16 protein-coding genes and 1 tRNA gene are annotated in these 20,255 nt (G+C 46.8%); 4 read left to right on the top strand and 13 right to left on the bottom strand.

The features are described 5' to 3' along the window. Window positions 1-10 precede the first annotated feature (10 nt). Both psaA and psaB read left to right on the top strand, forming a co-directional pair. A complete protein-coding gene (gene psaA / locus AC3FZD_RS21870; protein ID WP_488738055.1) occupies window positions 11-2,278 on the top strand; it encodes a photosystem I core protein PsaA in 2,268 nt (755 codons plus the stop codon). A gap of 19 nt (window positions 2,279-2,297) precedes the next feature. Next, a complete protein-coding gene (psaB, locus tag AC3FZD_RS21865) occupies window positions 2,298-4,526 on the top strand; it encodes a photosystem I core protein PsaB (RefSeq protein WP_488738054.1) in 2,229 nt (742 codons plus the stop codon). Window positions 4,527-4,623: 97 nt separating this feature from the next. Here the strand turns inward: psaB and AC3FZD_RS21860 are convergent, their stop codons facing one another. Together AC3FZD_RS21860 and AC3FZD_RS21855 are read right to left on the bottom strand one after the other, a co-directional pair. Then, the gene (locus AC3FZD_RS21860; RefSeq protein ID WP_488738053.1) at window positions 4,624-5,442 is read right to left on the bottom strand and encodes a hypothetical protein; all 819 of its coding nucleotides are present in this window, start codon (window positions 5,440-5,442) and stop codon (window positions 4,624-4,626) included. Between the two features lie 83 nt (window positions 5,443-5,525). Then, complete coding sequence (locus tag AC3FZD_RS21855; protein WP_488738052.1) at window positions 5,526-6,518, bottom strand: PRC-barrel domain-containing protein; 993 nt, start codon at window positions 6,516-6,518, stop codon at window positions 5,526-5,528. 230 nt (window positions 6,519-6,748) lie between these two features. Here AC3FZD_RS21855 and AC3FZD_RS21850 point away from each other — a divergent pair, with 230 nt between their 5' ends. Together AC3FZD_RS21850 and AC3FZD_RS21845 are read left to right on the top strand one after the other, a co-directional pair. Continuing rightward, complete coding sequence (locus tag AC3FZD_RS21850; protein WP_488738051.1) at window positions 6,749-7,306, top strand: class I SAM-dependent methyltransferase; 558 nt, start codon at window positions 6,749-6,751, stop codon at window positions 7,304-7,306. A 131-nt stretch (window positions 7,307-7,437) separates the two neighbouring features. After that, window positions 7,438-8,796, top strand: a complete 1,359-nt coding sequence (locus tag AC3FZD_RS21845) for an ATP-binding protein (RefSeq protein ID WP_488738050.1) — start codon at window positions 7,438-7,440, stop codon at window positions 8,794-8,796. On the opposite strand, the gene AC3FZD_RS21840 is transcribed toward AC3FZD_RS21845, so the two are convergent. The 11 genes from AC3FZD_RS21840 to AC3FZD_RS21790 form a co-directional block, all read right to left on the bottom strand. Beyond that, a complete protein-coding gene (locus tag AC3FZD_RS21840; RefSeq protein WP_488738049.1) occupies window positions 8,793-10,169 on the bottom strand; it encodes a (Fe-S)-binding protein in 1,377 nt (458 codons plus the stop codon). The genes AC3FZD_RS21845 and AC3FZD_RS21840 overlap by 4 nt on opposite strands. 114 nt (window positions 10,170-10,283) lie before the next feature. Continuing rightward, window positions 10,284-11,555, bottom strand: coding sequence for an FAD-binding oxidoreductase (locus AC3FZD_RS21835; RefSeq protein WP_488738048.1), 1,272 nt, complete (start codon window positions 11,553-11,555; stop codon window positions 10,284-10,286). Window positions 11,556-11,620: 65 nt separating this feature from the next. Further along, the gene (locus tag AC3FZD_RS21830; protein WP_488738047.1) at window positions 11,621-12,367 is read right to left on the bottom strand and encodes a Uma2 family endonuclease; all 747 of its coding nucleotides are present in this window, start codon (window positions 12,365-12,367) and stop codon (window positions 11,621-11,623) included. Between the two features lie 106 nt (window positions 12,368-12,473). After that, entirely contained in the window at window positions 12,474-12,668 is a 195-nt protein-coding gene (locus tag AC3FZD_RS21825; protein ID WP_488738046.1) for a hypothetical protein, read from the bottom strand. 13 nt (window positions 12,669-12,681) lie between these two features. Further along, entirely contained in the window at window positions 12,682-14,745 is a 2,064-nt protein-coding gene (locus AC3FZD_RS21820; protein WP_488738045.1) for a DNA phosphorothioation-associated putative methyltransferase, read from the bottom strand. A 219-nt stretch (window positions 14,746-14,964) separates the two neighbouring features. Further along, entirely contained in the window at window positions 14,965-16,878 is a 1,914-nt protein-coding gene (dnaK, locus tag AC3FZD_RS21815; RefSeq protein ID WP_488738044.1) for a molecular chaperone DnaK, read from the bottom strand. 187 nt (window positions 16,879-17,065) lie between these two features. Further along, window positions 17,066-17,491 carry an Hsp20/alpha crystallin family protein gene (locus tag AC3FZD_RS21810; RefSeq protein WP_488738043.1) on the bottom strand — a complete coding sequence of 142 codons (426 nt, stop codon included), beginning with the start codon at window positions 17,489-17,491 and terminating at the stop codon, window positions 17,066-17,068. A 191-nt stretch (window positions 17,492-17,682) separates the two neighbouring features. Continuing rightward, a complete protein-coding gene (locus tag AC3FZD_RS21805; protein ID WP_488738042.1) occupies window positions 17,683-18,555 on the bottom strand; it encodes an FkbM family methyltransferase in 873 nt (290 codons plus the stop codon). Between the two features lie 241 nt (window positions 18,556-18,796). Further along, window positions 18,797-18,870 (bottom strand) — tRNA-Asp (locus tag AC3FZD_RS21800). A gap of 119 nt (window positions 18,871-18,989) precedes the next feature. After that, window positions 18,990-19,214 carry a regulatory protein SipA gene (gene sipA, locus AC3FZD_RS21795; RefSeq protein ID WP_488738041.1) on the bottom strand — a complete coding sequence of 75 codons (225 nt, stop codon included), beginning with the start codon at window positions 19,212-19,214 and terminating at the stop codon, window positions 18,990-18,992. Then, window positions 19,211-20,191: a sirohydrochlorin chelatase gene (locus AC3FZD_RS21790; RefSeq protein ID WP_488738040.1), complete on the bottom strand. Its 981-nt coding sequence runs from the start codon at window positions 20,189-20,191 to the stop codon at window positions 19,211-19,213. Before AC3FZD_RS21790 ends, sipA begins: the two co-directional genes overlap by 4 nt. Between the last annotated feature and the right edge of the window lie 64 nt (window positions 20,192-20,255).

Below are 20,255 nucleotides of genomic sequence, written 5' to 3'. Positions count from 1 at the left end.
GAGAGTCTCAATGACAACTACCCCAAAAGAGCAAAAAGCAAAGGCGAGGGTGGTCGTCGATAAAGATCCAGTCCCTACTTCATTTGAAAAATGGGGAAAACCGGGTCATTTTGACAGAACCCTAGCTAGAGGACCCAAAACCACAACCTGGATTTGGAATCTTCACGCCGATGCTCACGATTTCGATAGTCATACCAGTGATCTAGAAGACGTATCTAGAAAAATCTTTAGTGCCCATTTCGGTCATTTAGCCGTTGTCTTTGTTTGGCTAAGTGGCGCTTACTTCCATGGTGCTAAATTCTCAAATTACGAAGCTTGGTTGAGCAACCCCCTAGGGATCAAACCGAGCGCCCAAGTAGTTTGGCCCATTGTTGGCCAAGATATTCTCAACGGTGATGTTGGCGGTGGATTCCACGGAATCCAAATCACTTCCGGGTTATTCCAACTCTGGAGAGCCTCCGGCTTCACGAACTCTTACCAACTTTACTGCACCGCAATTGGTGGGTTGGTGATGGCTGCCTTAATGTTATTTGCCGGTTGGTTCCACTATCACAAAGCAGCTCCCAAACTGGAATGGTTCCAGAATGTGGAGTCGATGATGAACCATCATCTATCCGTACTGCTCGGTTGTGGTTCCCTCGGTTGGGCTGGTCACCAAATCCACGTTTCCTTACCGATCAACAAGTTGTTGGATTCGGGAGTAGCCGTCAAGGATATTCCCTTACCCCATGAGTTCATTCTCAATCCCAGCTTGATGACGCAATTGTACCCCGGTGTAGAGTGGGGAGGTCTCGGTGGAATCCAGCCTTTCTTTACCCTGAATTGGGGAGCTTTCAGTGACTTCTTAACCTTCAAAGGTGGACTGAATCCGGTTACCGGTGGATTGTGGTTGTCTGATACAGCCCATCACCATGTGGCAATCGCCGTTCTCTTCATCATTGCTGGCCATATGTACCGCACCAACTGGGGCATTGGTCACAGCATGAAGGAAATCCTCGAAGCTCACAAAGGCCCCTTCACTGGAGAAGGGCACAAGGGATTGTACGAAATCTTCACAACCTCTTGGCACGCTCAACTCGCCCTCAACCTCGCGTTGTTGGGATCATTGAGTATCATTGTGGCCCATCATATGTATGCGATGCCTCCGTATCCATACATCGCTACAGACTATCCGACTCAACTCTCCCTGTTTACTCACCATGTTTGGATTGGGGGATTCCTGATTGTCGGTGCAGGCGCTCACGCAGCTATCTTTATGGTTCGTGACTACGACCCTGCAAAAAATGTTGATAACTTGTTAGACCGGGTGATTCGTCATCGGGATGCAATTATCTCCCACCTCAATTGGGTTTGCATATGGCTAGGCTTCCATAGCTTTGGCTTGTATGTTCATAACGACACCATGCGTGCGTTAGGTCGTACCCAAGATATGTTCTCGGATACGGCAATTCAACTCCAACCTATCTTTGCTCAGTGGGTTCAGAATCTTCATAATCTGGCTCCGGGCAATACAGCCCCCAATGCTTTGGCTAGTGTAAGTCCTGTCTTTGGTGGTGATGTCGTAGCCGTTGGTGGAAAAGTAGCTATGATGCCCATCGCGCTGGGAACAGCCGATTTCATGGTTCACCACATCCATGCCTTTACCATCCACGTTACCGTACTGATCCTGCTCAAAGGCGTTCTCTATGCCCGTAGCTCTCGTCTAGTTCCTGACAAAGGCGATCTGGGCTTCCGCTTCCCCTGTGATGGTCCGGGCCGGGGCGGTACTTGTCAAGTCTCAGGATGGGATCATGTCTTCCTGGGTCTATTCTGGATGTACAACTCCTTGTCCATTGTGATTTTCCACTTTAGCTGGAAGATGCAATCGGATGTATGGGGCACTGTATCCTCTGACGGAACCGTTTCCCACATCACCAATGGTAATTTTGCCCAAAGTGCAATTACTATCAATGGCTGGTTGCGTGATTTCTTGTGGGCGCAAGCTTCTCAAGTAATTACCTCTTATGGGTCTGCTTTGTCCGCCTATGGCATTATGTTCCTAGCCGGTCACTTCATCTTTGCTTTTAGTCTCATGTTCCTCTTTAGTGGTCGTGGGTACTGGCAAGAGTTGATTGAATCGATTGTTTGGGCCCATAATAAACTCAAAGTCGCACCCGCGATTCAGCCTCGCGCCTTGAGTATTATTCAAGGTCGCGCTGTAGGGGTAGCTCACTACCTCTTGGGAGGAATTGTCACAACCTGGGCATTCTTCCTGGCTCGCATCATTTCAGTAGGATGAGGTCGAGAAGGATTTAAACATGGCAACAAAATTCCCCAAGTTTAGCCAAGACCTCGCACAAGATCCCACAACTCGTCGGATCTGGTACGGGATAGCTACCGCCCACGATTTTGAAACCCACGATGGAATGACGGAAGAAAATCTTTACCAAAAGATTTTTGCTTCCCACTTCGGTCATCTGGCAATCATCTTCCTGTGGACTTCTGGCAACCTGTTCCACGTAGCTTGGCAAGGCAACTTTGAACAGTGGATCAAAGATCCTCTCAATGTCCGTCCCATTGCACACGCGATTTGGGACCCCCAATTTGGACAAGCGGCGATCGATGCTTATACTCAAGCCGGTGCGTCTAGTCCTGTAAACATTGCTTATTCAGGTGTCTACCATTGGTGGTACACCATCGGAATGCGGACGAATGGCGATCTCTATCAAGGGGCTATTTTCCTGTTGATCTTAGCTTCGTTGATGCTGTTCGCTGGTTGGTTACACCTCCAGCCCAATTTCCGCCCCAGCTTGTCTTGGTTCAAGAATGCTGAATCCCGTCTGAATCACCACTTGGCTGGTTTGTTCGGTGTTAGTTCTTTGGCTTGGACAGGTCACTTAGTTCACGTTGCGATCCCCGAATCTCGCGGGCAGCATGTGGGCTGGGATAACTTCCTTAGCACTTTGCCTCACCCGGCTGGTTTGGTTCCTTTCTTCACAGGGAACTGGGGCGTATATGCCCAAAATCCAGATACAGCGGGTCATGTGTTTGGCACATCTGAAGGTGCAGGGACTGCAATTCTAACCTTCTTAGGTGGTTTCCATCCCCAAACTGAGTCCCTGTGGCTCACGGATATGGCTCATCACCATTTGGCGATCGCAGTTCTCTTCATCGTTGCTGGACATATGTACCGCACGAACTGGGGTATTGGCCACAGCATGAAGGAAATCATGGAAGCCCATAATCCTCCCAAAGGCACTCCCTTTGGAGGCATGATCGGTGACGGTCATAAAGGAATGTACGATACCTACAACGAATCGTTACACTTCCAGTTGGGATGGCACTTGGCTTGTCTGGGTGTTGTGACTTCTTTAGTCGCCCAACATATGTATTCCATGCCTCCTTATGCTTTCATCGCTAAGGACTACACCACCATGGCAGCTCTATACACCCATCACCAGTACATTGCTGGATTCCTGATGGTGGGAGCTTTCGCTCACGGTGCGATCTTCTTAGTTCGGGACTACGATCCAGAAGCCAACAAGAACAACGTATTGGCTCGGATGCTTGAACATAAAGAAGCTCTCATTTCTCACCTGAGCTGGGTTTCCTTGTTCCTCGGTTTCCATACCCTGGGACTGTATGTTCACAACGATGTTGTGGTTGCCTTTGGTACTCCTGAGAAGCAAATCTTGATTGAACCGGTTTTTGCCCAGTTCATCCAGGCTTCTCACGGTAAGTTAATGTACGGAATGGATATTCTACTGTCCAATCCGGATAGCATTGCTTATACCGCATTCCCCAATCATGCCAACTTCTGGCTACCCGGATGGTTAGATGCCATTAACAGCACCTCTAACTCTCTGTTCTTACCCATTGGCCCTGGTGATTTCTTGGTTCACCATGCGATCGCCCTCGGCCTGCACACCACCACCTTAATCCTCGTGAAAGGTGCGTTGGATGCACGGGGTTCTAAGCTGATGCCCGATAAAAAAGACTTCGGTTACAGCTTCCCCTGCGATGGCCCCGGTCGTGGTGGTACTTGCGACATCTCTGCTTGGGATGCCTTCTACCTCGCCATGTTCTGGATGCTGAATACCCTGGGCTGGTTAACCTTCTACTGGCACTGGAAGCATTTGGCCATCTGGCAAGGTAATGTGGCTCAGTTCAATGAGTCCTCTACCCACCTCATGGGTTGGTTCCGCGATTACCTGTGGTTAAACTCCTCTCAGTTGATCAATGGATATAATCCCTACGGCATGAATAACCTGGCTGTTTGGGCTTGGATGTTCCTCTTCGGACACCTGGTCTGGGCAACTGGATTCATGTTCCTGATTAGCTGGCGGGGTTACTGGCAAGAATTGATTGAAACGATTGTTTGGGCCCACGAGCGCACTCCTCTGGCGAACCTGGTTCGTTGGAAAGATAAGCCCGTTGCTCTCTCCATCGTTCAAGCTCGTGTAGTTGGTCTAGCTCACTTCACCGTTGGCTATGTCCTCACCTACGCAGCCTTCTTGATTGCCTCCACTGCGGGTAAGTTCGGTTAAATCCTGGCTGGACTGATCGTTAAGTGATAAAAAACCCTCACCTTCGGGTGGGGGTTTTTGTGGTTTGATCTCAAGTTGGGTTAAAAGTCTATTTGACCTATGACTTCATTGATTTCGTGCGGATGGGAGTGGCTACTGCTTGGTCGATCGCCTGGCTTTGATAGCTCGATGGAGGATATTGTTCAATGTGGCGAAAAATGGCGATGGGGGCACTGGTGCGACAGGTAAAAAATTCTACGGCCACCTTTCCATCTTCGCGCTCGCGGATTTTGGCAGATAAGTCCTTGATCGCAGCTTTCCATTGCCATTGCACTTGCTTGGGAGGAGTTTCAATGAGGCGGTGGTGACTCCAGTCTCGGTTCGCTTCTGCACAAACAAATTCTTGGATTTCTCGCCGTAGTAAGGTCGCCAGGAGAAAAGAAGAGGGGCTGCGATCGCCCTCAATGGCTGTCATAAAATCATCTAGTGCCCCTTGGGGATGGGGGGGATGCTCCCCATCTGAAGCATGGGCTAAGGCTTCTTCTAGAGTGGCGATCGTACAATAGTCTTCCGGTACAGCCCAGGTTACCCCGCTTCCTTTCTTGGGTTCATTGGGGTCGCGATAGATATAGCTGACCCAGCGTAGACCAGCTTTTAAGCGCAGTCCGGGTAATTTTCGCAAGGGAGCCGCCGGGTTAACCGCACTAATAAACCAGGGGCCAGAAGGCGATCGGGCGATCGGTTCCTCATCTTCTTCTGCTGGCCCCAAATCAAATAATCCTCCTAACTCATCCAGAGATTCAGGTTCTGGAAGATCGTCGGATTCACTAAAAGATAAGGCGCGAGGGCAATTTTCAGATTCTGGAAGCACCAGTAGACTGGTGAGATAAGTGCGGATTTTTTGGATAGATGTCAGGGGGATTTTTTGGATACTCATCAGGAGAGGAAGAATTGAACAAGGGGCTGATCGCCCCTTGCCAAAGGCAAGGGTGTTTTTTCGTTTACAAGTCACATAAACCGTTATCCTTCATACTCTGGTTTTTTCAGAGTTTCTCGGATATTCACTTTCGGTAGATCATAGGGTTCATCCCGATCTCGATCAGCCCAAGCATCCTCTTCAATTTCCCGATAGGAGGGTTCATAGGGAGCTTCTCGGATCTCTTCCCTCTCTGGTTGTGGAGGATCAACCCGATAGCTGGGTTCTCGATAGTTGGGATCTTCATCCCCATCATCTCCCCAATTGTCCTCTTCATAGCTTTGCTCATAGCGGGGTTCGGGTTGCTCGAATTGTCGCATGGGAGCCGGTTGGGGTTCTTCCCACTGATCTGCATCCCAAGCTTCTTCCATCACTGGTTCCATCGCCCGAATTGGCTCTTGGGTGCGTAGGGGAGTGCCTGTCCCTAACTGATTCTCGGTTTTAATCGTTGGCATAACATAGGGTTCGGCTCCTTCTCTTTCCCATGGTGCTTGGGAAATGCCGAGTCGCTCCAGTACCCCTACACTTAACTGCACCATTTGTTCTTCTGCGCCTTCAAATACAATCAGGCGGTTAGGCCCACTACTCACAATTTGGTCAATGGTGAGTTCATAGGTACTAAGCACCTGTTCGGGAATTAGGGGTAGGCCAATCGAGGCAATAATTAAGGAGGTGACGCGATAATCTTCTGTATCAAAACGATAACCTCTGACCCGGCCGAGCATTTCCCCAGCTTCGGTGATTACTTCACTCCCAATGAGGCTGCTGTAAACTTCTACATTGACATCTTCGATTACGTCGTCATTGTCAACAAGAATCACATCACCAACTTGGCGAATATTGCTCAAGTACATATAGCGGGGAATTCCGGCGAGAACACCTGAGAGCAGATTATCTCGCAAACTTAAGGCAACGACTTCCCGCCGGTCAATATCGACCCACAGTTGGCTGACGACCCCCAAGCGTTTGCCGGTACTTCGGGTGATGACTTGGGTTCCAAGAAAGTCAGAGCGTTGGCTAATTTTTTCCGATATCATTATTAGGGGACGAGTCCTCTTCTCTGGCGAAATATTTATTCTCTATTGTAGTTGAGCTGACATCTTCCTTACCGGTCGGGTTTGAGTCAGCCTAGATTAAGGGTGAACTGAGAGCAGCCCATGGTTCAATTCTACTCTCTCTGGGGAGAGGGGGCAAGGGTGGGGAGTGGGGGAATGGGGAGGAGCCGTAGTTGTTAATGGTTTATTGTTCATTGTTCATTGTTCATTGCATGTCTGATTTATCGATTCGCCGGGCGTATGAAACTTGGGGGGTAGAGGGGTTTTATCAGCAACAGGGTTCAACCTATCGTAATCCCCATGAGGCCAAGATTGGGCAAGTTTTGGCGCAGGGGTTGGTGGATGTGCCTAGGGAGGGTTTGCGGGTTTTGGATTTGGCTTGTGGGAGTGGAGAGGTGACGTTGGCTCTGCGTGAGTTGGGATGGCAGGATATTGAAGGAATCGATCCTTATACGCAGCAGGCTTATCTAGAGCGCACGGGACAGGTAGCGGAGGGTTTCCGGTTTGAGGAGATTGAGCAGGGGGTATTGTGGGGACGGGAGTATGGGTTGATTGTGTGTAGTTTTGCTCTGCATTTGGTGGAGCGATCGCGTTTACCCTCCTTAATGTATCAGCTTAGTTGGATTGGCGATCGCCTGATGGTGATTACTCCCCATAAACGCCCGGAAATCTTCCCCCAATGGGGCTGGACATTAGTTGATGAGTTCTGTTTAGAACGAGTGCGATCGCGTCTCTATCTTTCTAGTAATAGAAATCTGATCGCCTTTTAGATTAAGGTTTTATTAAACAAGTAAAATAAAGTTTAAGGGGATTATAAAAATTGACTGATATTGATGATTATTATAGTCTATTATAGTTTTTATTTCTTATAATAGGAGAGGAGTTTTTTTATCCTAAAAACATGGTGGCACAAGTGTCAGAGATCCAAACTGAGGTAGTGGCTCGATCCGGTCTGAAAGCCACTGAAGTAAGCCTGGATTCAAGATTACAAGACCTCTCTTTATGGCAATGTTCTGTAGAGGTGAATCAGCCGGGACGTATCGTGGCACAAATTTTCAAAGACCATTCCCTTTTACCTGGTGTGATTTTAACTGATAAGGGAAATTTTGCCGGTATGATTTCCCGCAGACGGTTTTTAGAGCAACTCAGCCGTCCCTATGGTTTAGAAGTTTTTATTCGCCGAGAAATTAGGGTTTTAAATCGACTTGCCAATCAAAAAGTCGGCGAACATCTTTCAGTCGATCACTTGATTTTACCGGGTCAAACGCCGATTGTAGAAGCTGCGGTTCAATCCTTAGAGCGTCCTCCGGAAAAACTCTATGAACCTTTGGTAATTGAGTGTCCCAATCATAAGTATTGCTTGCTCGATATTCATCAATTACTCTTAGCCCAATCCAAAATTCATGAATTAACCACAAAACTGTTACGGGAAAATACCCAAGCTCATCTGATTCAGACGGAAAAATTAGCTAGTTTAGGGCAAATGGTGGCGGGATTAGCCCATGAAATTAGAAATCCCGTGAATACCCTATGGGGAAATGTGAAGTTCTTAAAAACCTATAGTCAAGATTTACTAAATTTGGTTAATGCTTATGATCAAGAATCAGGCGAAGATCCGGAAGTTATTGAAGAGTTAAAAGAAGATATTGATTTTGAATATTTACAGAAGGATTTACCGGAACTCATCGACAGTATGCAGGAAAGTGCCGAGCGCTTAAATCAGTTAGTTGGTGGAATGCGGAACTTTTCCCATATGGGTGAAAACCAGGCCCAGTTAGCCAATCTTCATGAATGTTTAGATAGTACCTTGTTGATTTTACGCAATAAACTCAAATATGGGATTAACTTAGTAAAAAATTACGGAGAGTTGCCCTTAGTCGAGTGTTATTCCGGGCAACTGAGCCAAGTGTTTATGAATTTACTTACCAATGCCATTGATGCGTTGAATGAACGGGAAAAATCCGATCAATGGCAACCAGAAATTACGATTACGAGCCAATGGTTGACGGAACTGGATCAGTCAGAGTGGGTTAAAATCGAGATAGCTGATAATGGAGTAGGCATACCTCCAGAGATTCAGGATCGAATTTTTGAAACATTTTTTACAACTAAACCCGTAGGTCAAGGTACGGGATTAGGGTTGGCGATTTCCCATCAAATTGTAACCGAAAAACACCAAGGCTATTTAAAGTTGCGATCGCAACCGGGAAGCGGTACAACCTTTGAAATTGGGTTACCCGTCAGTCGCTCGGCAGATTAATTGAGGGAGGATAGGGTAACACCTCGCATGGAATAATCGAGTAGCTCAATGGGATGGAAAATCGAAACTATTTTACCCTGCTGCTGTAGGTGTTTTTTGATCTGCAAACTACAGCCTGGATTAGCAGAAGCAATTAAATCAGCTCCCGTATTGAGCAAATTATTCACTTTTTGATCGCCTAAACTTTCGGCCACTTCTGGCTGCAACATATTATAAACTCCCGCACTACCACAACACAAGGCAGCATCTAGGGGTTCTTTCAACTGCACGCCGGGAATTTGTTTTAAGAGTTGGCGGGGTTGGACACTAATTTTTTGTCCATGTAACAGATGACAAGCATCTTGATACACAATCTTCAATTCTTCATCAGCTAAGGGAGAGAGGGATGCGGTTAACCCCACCAGGGCTAAAAATTCTTGAATATCTTTAACTTGGCTGACAAACTTTTTCGCCCGATCTTGATAGTTAGGATCGTCAGCTAAAATATGGCCATATTCTTTAAGAGTATGGCCACATCCTGCCGCGTTGATAATCACATAATCGAGATTTAAATCAGCAAAGGAATCAATCATTTGCCGGGCTAAATCTTGGGCGGGTTTGGTTTGCCCCTGATGTTCGGGCAGTGCCCCACAACAGCCTTGGCTTTTGGGAATGAAGACTTCGCAACCATTGCCAGTTAAAACGCGAATGGTTGCTGCATTCACGGGATTAAAAAACAGTCGTTGTACACAGCCGAGAATCACGCCCACTCGATAGCGTTTTTGTCCTTGAGCAGGAATAACATCAGCAAAGGAGTGGCGCAGGGAAGCGAGGGAAATCTGGGGTAAAATGGATTCCATGGCTGTCAAGCGGGGGGATATTTTCTTGAGCAGATGGGTGCGGCGAATGAGGGATTGTAAGCCCGATTTTTGATAGAGATAGAGGGGATAAAGGAGGGGAATTAAGCGATTGGGATAGGGAAAAAGATTGAAGATTAAGGAGCGAATAATTTTATCGCCCAAATTGCGGTTAATATTGCGTTCGACTTGGTGGCGAGTGGCAGAAATGAGTTTATCATACTGCACCCCAGAAGGACAGGTACTAACACAGGCTAAACAGCCTAAACAGGTGTCAAAATGTTGGGAGGTAGCTGGAGCTAAGGGGGCTTCACCTTGGTTAATGGCATCCATGAGGTAAATTCGTCCTCTGGGAGAGTCCATTTCTTGTCCTAAAACGCGATAACTGGGGCAGGTGGAGAGACAAAAGCCGCAATGAACACAGGTGTTAATTAACTCTGGTTTGGGGGGATTTTGGGGATCGAATCCAGAGGAAAGATGGGGATTTTGAGAGAGGAAATTACTGTTTTTGGCGGGGATGAAGTCTGAAGTGGTCATAAATGTAGTGCTTCGCTCTGGTAATAGGTAATGGTTTTAATTATGCAAAGAAGGGTTACCTTTTTGCAAGGTAAAAAACATGGTTTCTGCTAATTGATACTATAGAAATACAGTTTATCCAATAAAACGATGGGGACTGAGTAAGTTATCTGGATCGAATTGGTGCTTGAGATTTTGCATAATATTCAGGGCGTTTCCTGTATATCCCCATATGTCTAGGGATGATTTGAGGGATTGGGGGGCTTCTAAGAGGGTGAGAAAGCCGCCTTTTGAGGTAATGTGCGATCGCAGTTCTAAGAGTTGGGTCGAGCGGATTTGATTACATCGTAGCATACCTAACCCGGTGCGGGCATGAATGACACATTGACTTTGTACTTGCACAAGTTGTTGAATTTTTAACAACAGGTTAATGGCTTCTGTGGGGCGAATACCGAGTTTACAGATTACTTTTTGGGGGTGGGGTTCCCAGATCTGATGTTGCCAGGTTTGCCAGTGCTGAGTTTCGTCTTGCTGCTCGTAAATTTGGGCGCTTAAGTCTAAGGCTTGACCAAGTTCGAGTACCCGTTGGGCTTGTTCTTGTACGCTTAAGGGTATACTTTGAAACCGAGCAATGAGCAAAATTTGATCGTTTTGGGGTCTGAGATCGAGGGCGGTGGGGGTTAGACTAGAACTCAGTAGGGTTTGGGTAGCTTGGGCGATCGCCTCTGGATTCCCTGAAAGTACCACAGTAGCCGAATGTTCGGGAATGGGATAGAGGCGGAAGGTGGCTTGGGAGATGATGCCTAAACTGCCATAACTGCCGGTAAATAGTTTCATCAAGTCATAACCTGCCACATTTTTGACGACTCTACCCCCGGCTTTGGCTAACTCGCCATCACTGCGAACAAAGGAGATCCCAATCAGGCGATCGCGCACACCCCCATATTGATGTCGCCAACTGCCGGTATCTGCTGTGGCAAGGATACCGCCGATGGTGGCTTGGTTGGGGTAGGCGGGATCGAAGGCTAAAAACTGGTTATGGGGGGCAAGAAATTGATTCACTTGTGCCAAACTTATCCCGGATTCTACGGTAATGGTTAGGTCTCCGGCTGCATGTTCTATGACCTGATTAATGCGTTGGGTACTGATGAGTAAATCGACGGGTTTAACGATGCCTCCCCAATGAATTTTACTGCCTGCTCCCCAAGGTAAAACCCGCCATTGGTTGGCTTTAGAGAGTTTCATCACTTCGCTTAGTTGCCCTTGCGTTTGGGGATAGATGACAGAAGGTAGAGGCGATCCAGGTTGCCAAGCCTGTTGAAAACGCTGCTGTAGGGAAGGTTCAAGCTGCTCAAAGGGCAACAGGGGGCAGATATCGAGGAGGGAGGTAGGGGCGATCGCAGTCACAGGATGGATGGATAAGATTAGAGTCTATTTTCTATGATACTCCGCGATCGTCCCTCCGTCGTCGATTACGGGTCTAGGCGATCGGGATCGATGCCTAATTCCCTCAGTTTTTGGGCGAGTTTCTCAGCTTTCTGTTCCGCCGATAATGCCCGTTGTTCAGTCAATAATGCCCGTTGTTCAGTCAATAATACCCGTTGTTGGGCTGATATAATTCGCTCTTCCGGTGTTAAATAGCGTTCTCCCTGTTCATCATACCAATAGAGCCATTCTCTCTTAATTCCTTGATAGGTTCCCTCCGCTCTACCGATGCCTAAATTCAACGAGGATAACCACACCGGTTCCCCCGACAATAATTCATATTCACCGGCTTTAAGTTCATACACTTCCAACTTCTGTTTCCTTTTCCTTAAGGGGTTGTAGATCGCATAATATAAAATTCCCAGTTGGGCATATTCTTCTTTTTTCTGAGTATATTCTTTCCGCCGTTTATGGGAAACCACTTCTAACACCAGGCTGGGTAATTTCTGCTCTTCCCACAACACATAGGATAAACGTAAATCCGAGTCAATAATTCTCGGTACACCCACACTCAAAAAACCATCAGGGACAATAGCGGGTTGGTTCGGATCGTAATAGATCCCCATATCTACCCCAAAAAACCAATCCATCCGTTCTGCCCAAATTAAAGCCAACATTGCTTTGAGCAAACCGGGAATTAAATCTTGTAGTTCGTTATCCACAGGAGTATCATCCGAATCGGGTAAATCTTCAGCAGAGGGTAAGCAAGCTTTGGGATTGTAGTTGAGTAACATAGGCGGGTTGTGCATCTATCCATTACAGTATAGTTCAACCAACATAGTTCAAGCAACACCATACTGGGTGTAAGAGCGTTGATCTGAAACCCATCAAAAAATGGAATTAATCCGGACGTACTGAGCAATTTTCTCGCCCATAATTCACCTCCTTATTGCCCTGGGGATTAATCCACACACACCAAACGCCATCGGCTTGATGAATCCGCCAGCGATGCATCATTTCGGCGTATAGGGTAAAGATAAATAATAATCCGATACAGCTAAAACCAATGATAATTAAAATTCGGTCTCTATCCATGAGTCATTCAATATTAGAAATGCTTTTTTTTATAGACAGCCAATCGTTTTTTATGCGCGGATTTTAAGAGTTTGAGGCGGTAGGGGTCAAGGTCGTTGCGCCAATGAATTTTAGATCCCCTAATTTCTACTCCATGTTCTTCTAAACATTTGAGCCATCCGCGACGGGTTTGGATAGCTTGCCAATCCTCGAAGAGTCCCCATTTTTCTTCTTGTAAGCTCAGTTTCTCAAATTTAGCAAACTGGGGATAGGTGCAATCCATAAATTTTTCTTTGCGGTGTAAGATTGGAGGATTGGGATGATCGTCATAGGTTTCAGAATAGACGGCTAAATTGCGTAAATCAATTTGCAGAATTGTTTTTAAGAGGGGGTGAGGGTTCGAGTCAAAATCAGGATAAAAGAGATAGGAAATTTTGGGAATATTGAGGTGAAATTTAATTAGGGTAGCTCCTTCTAGTCTGCCGATGGTGCGGTTAGCGCAGCCTTCATAGAGACGCAAACGGGGATCAAGGGAGTCGAGATAACTGGAATGGACAGTAAAAGATTTAGAAGTTAATTTACCGACGGGGGAGTTTTGACAGCAACGAGTAATAAAGTCTAAATCGCCTAAACTAAAGAGCATTTGATCGGCTAAAATACAGGCACTTTTATAACTGCCAAATAAGCTTTGAATGTCTTGACGGATGGTCGGGGAGAGGTGGCGAAATTGGGGGCGATCGCCAAAATGAGATAGAGCAAGATAGACGAGGAAATCCTGACGGCGGGAAGTAGCGATTTTTTCCCATTCTTCTTCTTCTGTGGCTTGCAGGACAAGCTGAAAGGCACGGCGAAACGTGCCAAATTCCTCTAAAATCGGTGTTTCTTCGGCTAATTCTCCCCGTTTTGGCAGTCGTCCGCGATCGGTAACAAAGGTCATCAGGGGGGCGAGTAAGTCCTGATAGTCCTCAAAGCGGCGGACTTCGATACGGATGCGAGGGGTAGAGAGACGGGAGTGGAAGCGGGAAGCGCGGAAAATCTCCGCTTGGGTGCGATCGCGAAATACAAAATAAATCCCCAAATCTACGGGTACAGCATCGACTTCTAAGACTTGATCGATATAGGTTTTCAGTTCTTCCTGTTCATAGTATTTCTGGAACGTATTGCGTTGGGTAATCACTCCATCAGCATAAGCCATCAGGCGATCGCTGGCCGCACTAATCAACACCTGAGCCGACACCACCAACACCTTTTGGGTTAACTCCCACGCCTTGATCAGCGCTTCCTGGCGTTCTCCCCGATCTTCAATCACATTAATCACATAGCCGAGATTAACAATATCAGCCTCAGTAAGGGGCGTATCCGGGCGGTAATAGGGGTCCCATCCACTACTACCATAGCCCTTTTTAGCAACTTGTTTAATATCTTCCCCATACCCACATCCATAGTCAAAAAAAGTCGTTTCTGGGGTAAATAACTCCGCCTCCAACGCCAAACGAACCGGCCGCGATAACTCCTTTCGCACCATAGCCGCTTTATAGCGCTCAATAACTGGAGCATAGGTCGTATTCACAGTCGCTTCCATAGCAACCACCCGATGATCGTCAATTTTCACCCGATGCACCGATAACCATTTCTGCCAATGCTTTAATGTGCCAATAGAAAACCCACTGCGCTTATTTAAAAGTCCCCATTCTTCTTCCTGTCGGGTTAACTGAACAAACTTTTCATACTGGGGATAGTGAGGGGTAACAAAAGTTTCTTTGCGATGCAAAATTGGAGGATTTTCGCTGTTGCGGTAGTCGCGATAAACTGCTTTTTCCTGAGCAAAATCGACTTGTAAACTAGCCTGTAAACAGGGATGGGGGTCATCGTCAAAATCAGGATAATAAAGATAGGAAATCTTCGCTTGATCGAGATGAAATTTAATTAACGTCGGCAGTTCTATCTCTCCCGCTATTTGACGGCCGAGAGTTTCATACTCTTGCAGTTGGACATCAAGAGCATCTAGAGCCGTCAGATGAACATAGAGGGCATTAGGCAGATGTTTACCGATCGCACTCTGTTGGCAGAGACTTAAAATGTCAGCATGAGAGACCATCGCTTCGCAAAGACATCGGAGTTTTTCCTAGTGTACCCGCATACAGCGCTGCTGTATTGGGGGAGTGGGGGAATGGGGGCATCTTGCCCGCTTCTCTTTTCCAATTAACCAGATTGGATATAAACTAACCCGCAACAAAATCCCCCCTAGATCAGACGATCTAGGAGGGAGAATTTCACACTACCCTAGGGTATAGAGCAACCGAAACCGTTCGTTTACTTACTTAGTTTCCGAGAATTCAGCATCAATCACATCATCATCCGGGCCACCGGAACCCCCATTACCTCCGGGAGGGGGAGCATCAGCACCCGGTGCGCCTGCTGCATCACCGCCAGCTTGTTGGTAAACACTGCTACCAATGCTGTAGAGGGTTTGTTGCAGTTCAGTCGTCAGAGATTGGATATTCTCATCATCTTCCTTACCGATCGCCTCACGCAAGTTCTTCACCAATCCTTGCACCTTAGTCTTATCCTCGGCAGAAACCTTATCACCGAGTTCCTCCATCTGCTTCTCAGCTTGATAGCAAAGTTGATCCGCTTGATTCTTGCGATCGATTTTCTCGCGCCGTTCCTTATCCGCATCAGCATTCGCTTCCGCCTCTTTCACCATGCGCTCAACTTCACGCTCATCCAGAGTCGAAGCTCCCGTAATACTAATCGATTGAGCCTTACCCGTTCCCTTATCCTTAGCCGTCACATTCAAGATACCATTAGCATCAATATCGAACGTCACCTCAATTTGGGGAACCCCACGGGGAGCAGCCGGAATACCATCCAAGCGGAAAGTTCCCAAGCTCTTGTTATCAGCCGACATTTCCCGTTCCCCTTGCAGCACATGGATTTCCACATTAGTTTGACCATCAACTGCCGTAGAGAAAGTTTCCGACTTCTTAGTTGGAATGGTGGTGTTCCGAGGAATAATCTTAGTCATCACACCGCCGAGAGTTTCCACCCCAAGGGACAGAGGCGTTACATCTAAGAGGAGAATATCTTTCACTTCCCCAGCGAGTACCCCACCTTGAATAGCAGCGCCAACCGCAACCACCTCATCCGGGTTTACCGTTTGGTTAGGTTCTTTGCCTAGAGTCTTCTTGACCACTTCTTTAACCGCAGGCATCCGAGTAGAACCCCCAACCAAGACGACTTCATCAATCGCTTCTTTCGTCAGCTTGGCATCCTTGAGGGCATTTTCTACAGGGATGGCACAGCGCTTAATCAAGTCGCCACATAAATCTTCAAACTTACCCCTGGTTAGGGTCAAGTCTAGATGTTTGGGGCCTTCTTGGGTAGCCGTAATAAAGGGCAAGTTAATTTCCGCTTGAGTAACGCTAGAAAGTTCAATTTTAGCTTTTTCAGCAGCTTCCGTTAACCGTTGTAGAGCTTGTTTATCCTTACGCAGGTCAATCCCTTCTGCTTTCTGGAATTCTTCAGCCAGATAATCCACGATTTTCTTATCGAAGTCATCCCCACCCAGGTGAGTGTCTCCAGAGGTTGCTAATACTTCAAATACACCATCGCCGACTTCGAGGATGGATACATCGAAGGTTCCACCCCCTAAGTCAAATACGAGAATGGTTTCGTTGCTCTTTTTGTCTAGTCCGTAAGCCAGAGATGCGGCGGTAGGTTCGTTGATAATCCGCAGAACTTCAATACCAGCGATTTTACCCGCATCTTTGGTGGCTTGCCGTTGGGAGTCATTAAAATAGGCAGGAACGGTAATGACAGCTTGGGTGACGGTTTCACCTAAATATTTACTGGCATCATCTACCAGTTTTCGCAGCACTTGGGCAGAAATTTCTTCGGGAGCGAATTTTTTATTGGCAGCCGGACAATTGAGTTTAACATTATTGCCTTCTTTAACCACTTCGTAGGACACTTCAGTGGATTCGGTTCCTACTTCGTCGTAGCGCCGCCCGATGAAGCGCTTAACGGAATAGAAAGTATTTTGGGCATTCATTACCGCTTGGCGTTTGGCGATTTGTCCCACCAGGCGATCGCCATTTTTTGCATAAGCCACGACGGAGGGGGTGGTGCGTCCCCCTTCTGCGTTAGCAATAACGGTGGGTTTGCCTCCTTCCATTACTGCTACACAAGAGTTTGTGGTTCCTAAGTCAATTCCAACTACTTTAGCCATAAGAGTTTTTGCACTCCAACTTTACTAACTACTAGGGTGTTCGGCCTGGGCCTGAGAGCGCTCTATAAATGTTTTGCTTTGAAGGTGGGCCGTTCTCAGTATAAAGACCTCTTCACCTATACTGATGGGGGTTTGCCCTTGTGGTGAAGGGCGGTTTACCGAACCTGGGGCAATCCTGAATTTGGGTTTAAGCTGCCCAAGGGTCTTCTTCTAAACTCACCGGAGTTTCTAAGGCGATCGGTTCGGGTTGGGAATGAGTGGATTTACCCAAAGTTATTTTTACCGGTTGAGGTTTTTGCTTTTTGGGTAGATTCAGGGTGAGGATGCCTTGTTTTAGGTGGCTCTCAATGCGATCGCACTCAATTTCAAAGGGTAGAGCTACAGAGCGCCGAAATTGTCCATACTTGACTTCGGAATAGAGGGCAACCGAGTCAGGATGAGGACGACGAGTCCATTGCACGGTTAGGGTTTTTGCCGTGGCTTCAATATCGAGATCTTCGGCTTGAATTCCCGGTACTTCCACTTGCAGCATCAGACCTACTGATGTGACGTTCCAGGCGATCGCCGGTTGATAGATGGGTTTTTTTTCTGTCGGGTGGACGCGCATCATCATGGTTGCCCTCCTGTTAACCTTGGGTTCAGTGATTTCTACTGTTCTCATCCTAAAGGCTGGAACCCTTTCAGACAGGAGGGCAAACCGTATCAGCATTGGGGCATTTTCCCTAATTCCACGAAACCTTACCTCTGTTTTTGCAGTATAGCTCCTCAATCCTGATGACTCAGACAGCGCTAACGGCTGTAACTTTAGCCTACTGGATTAGGAACTGCATATAAATGGGCCCGCTTTTCAATCTTCGGTGGAGTATTGGGATCGAATTCGACCGGAGTCTTTTTATCATCTAGCTGAATCCAAGTTTTATAGCGACTTAGATCGATTGCATCAAACAAATCTTGAACTGACGTTCCATACATAAACAGTTGCTCTGTATGAATTTCCAGCAGAATTTTCGGAGCGGTCTCTAATATTTTTTTCGCCCCTTTAAGAACTTCAAATTCATATCCTTCCACATCAATCTTCAGAAATGTCGGCATAATATCATGTTCAGCCGCATAGGTGTCTAGATCGATCGTCTGGACTTCTTCTAACCCGTAGATCACATTAAAAATTCGCGTCGATCTTAAGTTCCCAGGAATAAATTTAGGAATAATTGAAGCATTGGATTTCTTGAAGATCGTGATGCTTCCAGGTTCTGAACTCACTGCCTTATGCTCAACAACAACATTTTCTAAGTGATTTATCTCTATGTTTTGTTGAATAATGTTCTTGTTTTTTGAGTTCGCCTCAAATGATATCACCTTTCCTTCCTTTCCTACCCAGTTTGCTAATTGGATAGCTGTCCAACCATGGTGACCTCCACATTCAAAAACGATATCCCCAGATTCAATCAGGTGGTTTCTGACAAACTCCATTTCTAAAACTTGCTTTTCACCTGTTTTTTCCGACTCTTCTTGATGTTGGGGCTGGCTATACCATTTCTGTCCCATCAAATCACCAATCAGAAATTTAAACTCCACCCCACATTCCTTTCTATCAATTACATAGGGCTTGAAGTTTCTTTCCCGATAAATTTGATTGACTTGATTAATTCCAGATTGGATTTTACTTAAAATTGACATATTTGATTTGTATAGAAAAGCACTGAACAATTTTTACAGTATAGCCTTGCCTATTCTGAATTGTCAATCTTAGTGCTGTCGTTACTGAAATTTCAGCTTTCAGAAAATAAAAAGGGGTTCGTCTGACTTGGCAACTAACCTTTGAATTTAGGTTCTCAATGGCCACTATTCAAGGTGAACAAAAGACAATCTAGATGTTTGACTGGTCTAAAAACCGTATTTTGTTATTCAGAGTGTTTAACGGGACTGACGGGGCTCGAACCCGCAACTTCCGCCGTGACAGGGCGGTGCTCTAACCAATTGAACTACAGTCCCTTATTTGAGCCAATATCCATAGTTACATGATTTTTTAGGTTTGTCAAGGGGAGGGGGAAATTTTTTGAGGAATGGGGGAATGGGGGAATTGGAGATCCTCCCCATCCCCCCCATCCCCGTCAGGGGACGACTTCGATATATTGGCTGTCCATCAGAAATGCACCGCCCGCAAAGCGAACGCCCCAATATCCTCCGGGACGACAGTCGAGAATTGTACCTTCTTCGCCCAGTTGAATGACATCGGGAGGGCGAAGCATGGGCATGGGTTCGGCAGTTTTGACATAGGGAGGAAGGGCAATGACGCGCACGCGATCGCCCACTTGAAAGATTTTGTTCTCACTCATGGGACTTGCCAAATCCGTTGATGATAGGCTTGAGGATCAGCATAGGGATCGACTGGGGGATGATCGTGATCGTGATGGTGATGATGATCGTGATGGTGATGATGATCGTGATGGTGATGATGATCGCCATCACCGAGAGCAGCTAACCGGAATTTGCATAACTCACAGTTCATCTGTACTTGTCCCAACTGGGTTTCAATTTCGCGATCGCGCACCAACTGCATTAAAAGCGGATCGATACCCATCTCAGATAAGCATACATGGTCGATCGCTGGAAATTCTTCCTGTTGTTGGAGGGTAATATCGGCGATTTTCTTCACCAATACCCCAGTAAACAAGAAATAGGGTAACACAATAATGCGCTTGGGCTGATAGAGCCTAGCGCGACGAAACCCTTCTTCTAGACGAGGATGGGTAATGCCAATGAAACAGGTTTCCACGGTTTGATACCCGCTTCCTTCCCAGAGCATCCGAGCCAATTTGTAGACATCTCCATTGGCATCGGGATCGCTCGATCCGCGCCCCACAAACAGGAGTACAGTATCAGCGCGGGGATAGTTTGGAGTATCGAGGGCAGCTAGGCGATCGCGCCATAGGTCTAAAATACTCGGCGTAATGCCAAAGTGGCGACCATAGTGAAATTTCACTTGCGGATACTCTAACCGAGCGGCATCTAGGGCATTAGTGACATCAAACTTATTATGGCGGGCAGCAAATAACAAAATCGGCAGAGCAGAAACATCCGTATACCCTTGCTCTACGCAGCGTTTAACCCCCTCTAAAATACTGGGTTCGGTTAACTCCAAAAAACAAGGAATTACCGGACGAGAGGGGTCTAGGGCTTCGTAAGCTGCCGCAAAATCGATAAATGCCTCTCGCCCTTCGCGATCGCGGCTCCCATGGCCAATCATCAACAACGGGCGGTCGATGGGCAAGGGAGATAATTGCATGGAAGACGGTTTAGATTGAAGTTGCATGATGGCTAGTAAGATACGATAACCCTATGGCATAGTACGTTAATGCTATAGCATCAGGCTATGC

Source organism: Roseofilum sp. KMC-1 (assembly GCF_057802075.1).
This window is presented reverse-complemented; position numbering and strand designations above follow the sequence as displayed.

What these genes read in the sequence shown, in the direction of transcription:
- AC3FZD_RS21790 (WP_488738040.1), bottom strand. Translation starts at nt 20,191, where the DNA reads ATGCAACTTCAATCTAAACCGTCTTCCATGCAATTATCTCCCTTGCCC.
- AC3FZD_RS21825 (WP_488738046.1), bottom strand. Translation starts at nt 12,668, where the DNA reads ATGGATAGAGACCGAATTTTAATTATCATTGGTTTTAGCTGTATCGGA.
- AC3FZD_RS21810 (WP_488738043.1), bottom strand. Translation starts at nt 17,491, where the DNA reads ATGATGATGCGCGTCCACCCGACAGAAAAAAAACCCATCTATCAACCG.
- AC3FZD_RS21855 (WP_488738052.1), bottom strand. Translation starts at nt 6,518, where the DNA reads ATGATATCGGAAAAAATTAGCCAACGCTCTGACTTTCTTGGAACCCAA.
- AC3FZD_RS21845 (WP_488738050.1), top strand. Translation starts at nt 7,438, where the DNA reads ATGGTGGCACAAGTGTCAGAGATCCAAACTGAGGTAGTGGCTCGATCC.
- psaB (WP_488738054.1), top strand. Translation starts at nt 2,298, where the DNA reads ATGGCAACAAAATTCCCCAAGTTTAGCCAAGACCTCGCACAAGATCCC.
- AC3FZD_RS21820 (WP_488738045.1), bottom strand. Translation starts at nt 14,745, where the DNA reads ATGGTCTCTCATGCTGACATTTTAAGTCTCTGCCAACAGAGTGCGATC.
- AC3FZD_RS21850 (WP_488738051.1), top strand. Translation starts at nt 6,749, where the DNA reads ATGTCTGATTTATCGATTCGCCGGGCGTATGAAACTTGGGGGGTAGAG.
- AC3FZD_RS21830 (WP_488738047.1), bottom strand. Translation starts at nt 12,367, where the DNA reads ATGTTACTCAACTACAATCCCAAAGCTTGCTTACCCTCTGCTGAAGAT.
- psaA (WP_488738055.1), top strand. Translation starts at nt 11, where the DNA reads ATGACAACTACCCCAAAAGAGCAAAAAGCAAAGGCGAGGGTGGTCGTC.
- AC3FZD_RS21860 (WP_488738053.1), bottom strand. Translation starts at nt 5,442, where the DNA reads ATGAGTATCCAAAAAATCCCCCTGACATCTATCCAAAAAATCCGCACT.
- AC3FZD_RS21840 (WP_488738049.1), bottom strand. Translation starts at nt 10,169, where the DNA reads ATGACCACTTCAGACTTCATCCCCGCCAAAAACAGTAATTTCCTCTCT.
- sipA (WP_488738041.1), bottom strand. Translation starts at nt 19,214, where the DNA reads ATGAGTGAGAACAAAATCTTTCAAGTGGGCGATCGCGTGCGCGTCATT.
- dnaK (WP_488738044.1), bottom strand. Translation starts at nt 16,878, where the DNA reads ATGGCTAAAGTAGTTGGAATTGACTTAGGAACCACAAACTCTTGTGTA.
- AC3FZD_RS21805 (WP_488738042.1), bottom strand. Translation starts at nt 18,555, where the DNA reads ATGTCAATTTTAAGTAAAATCCAATCTGGAATTAATCAAGTCAATCAA.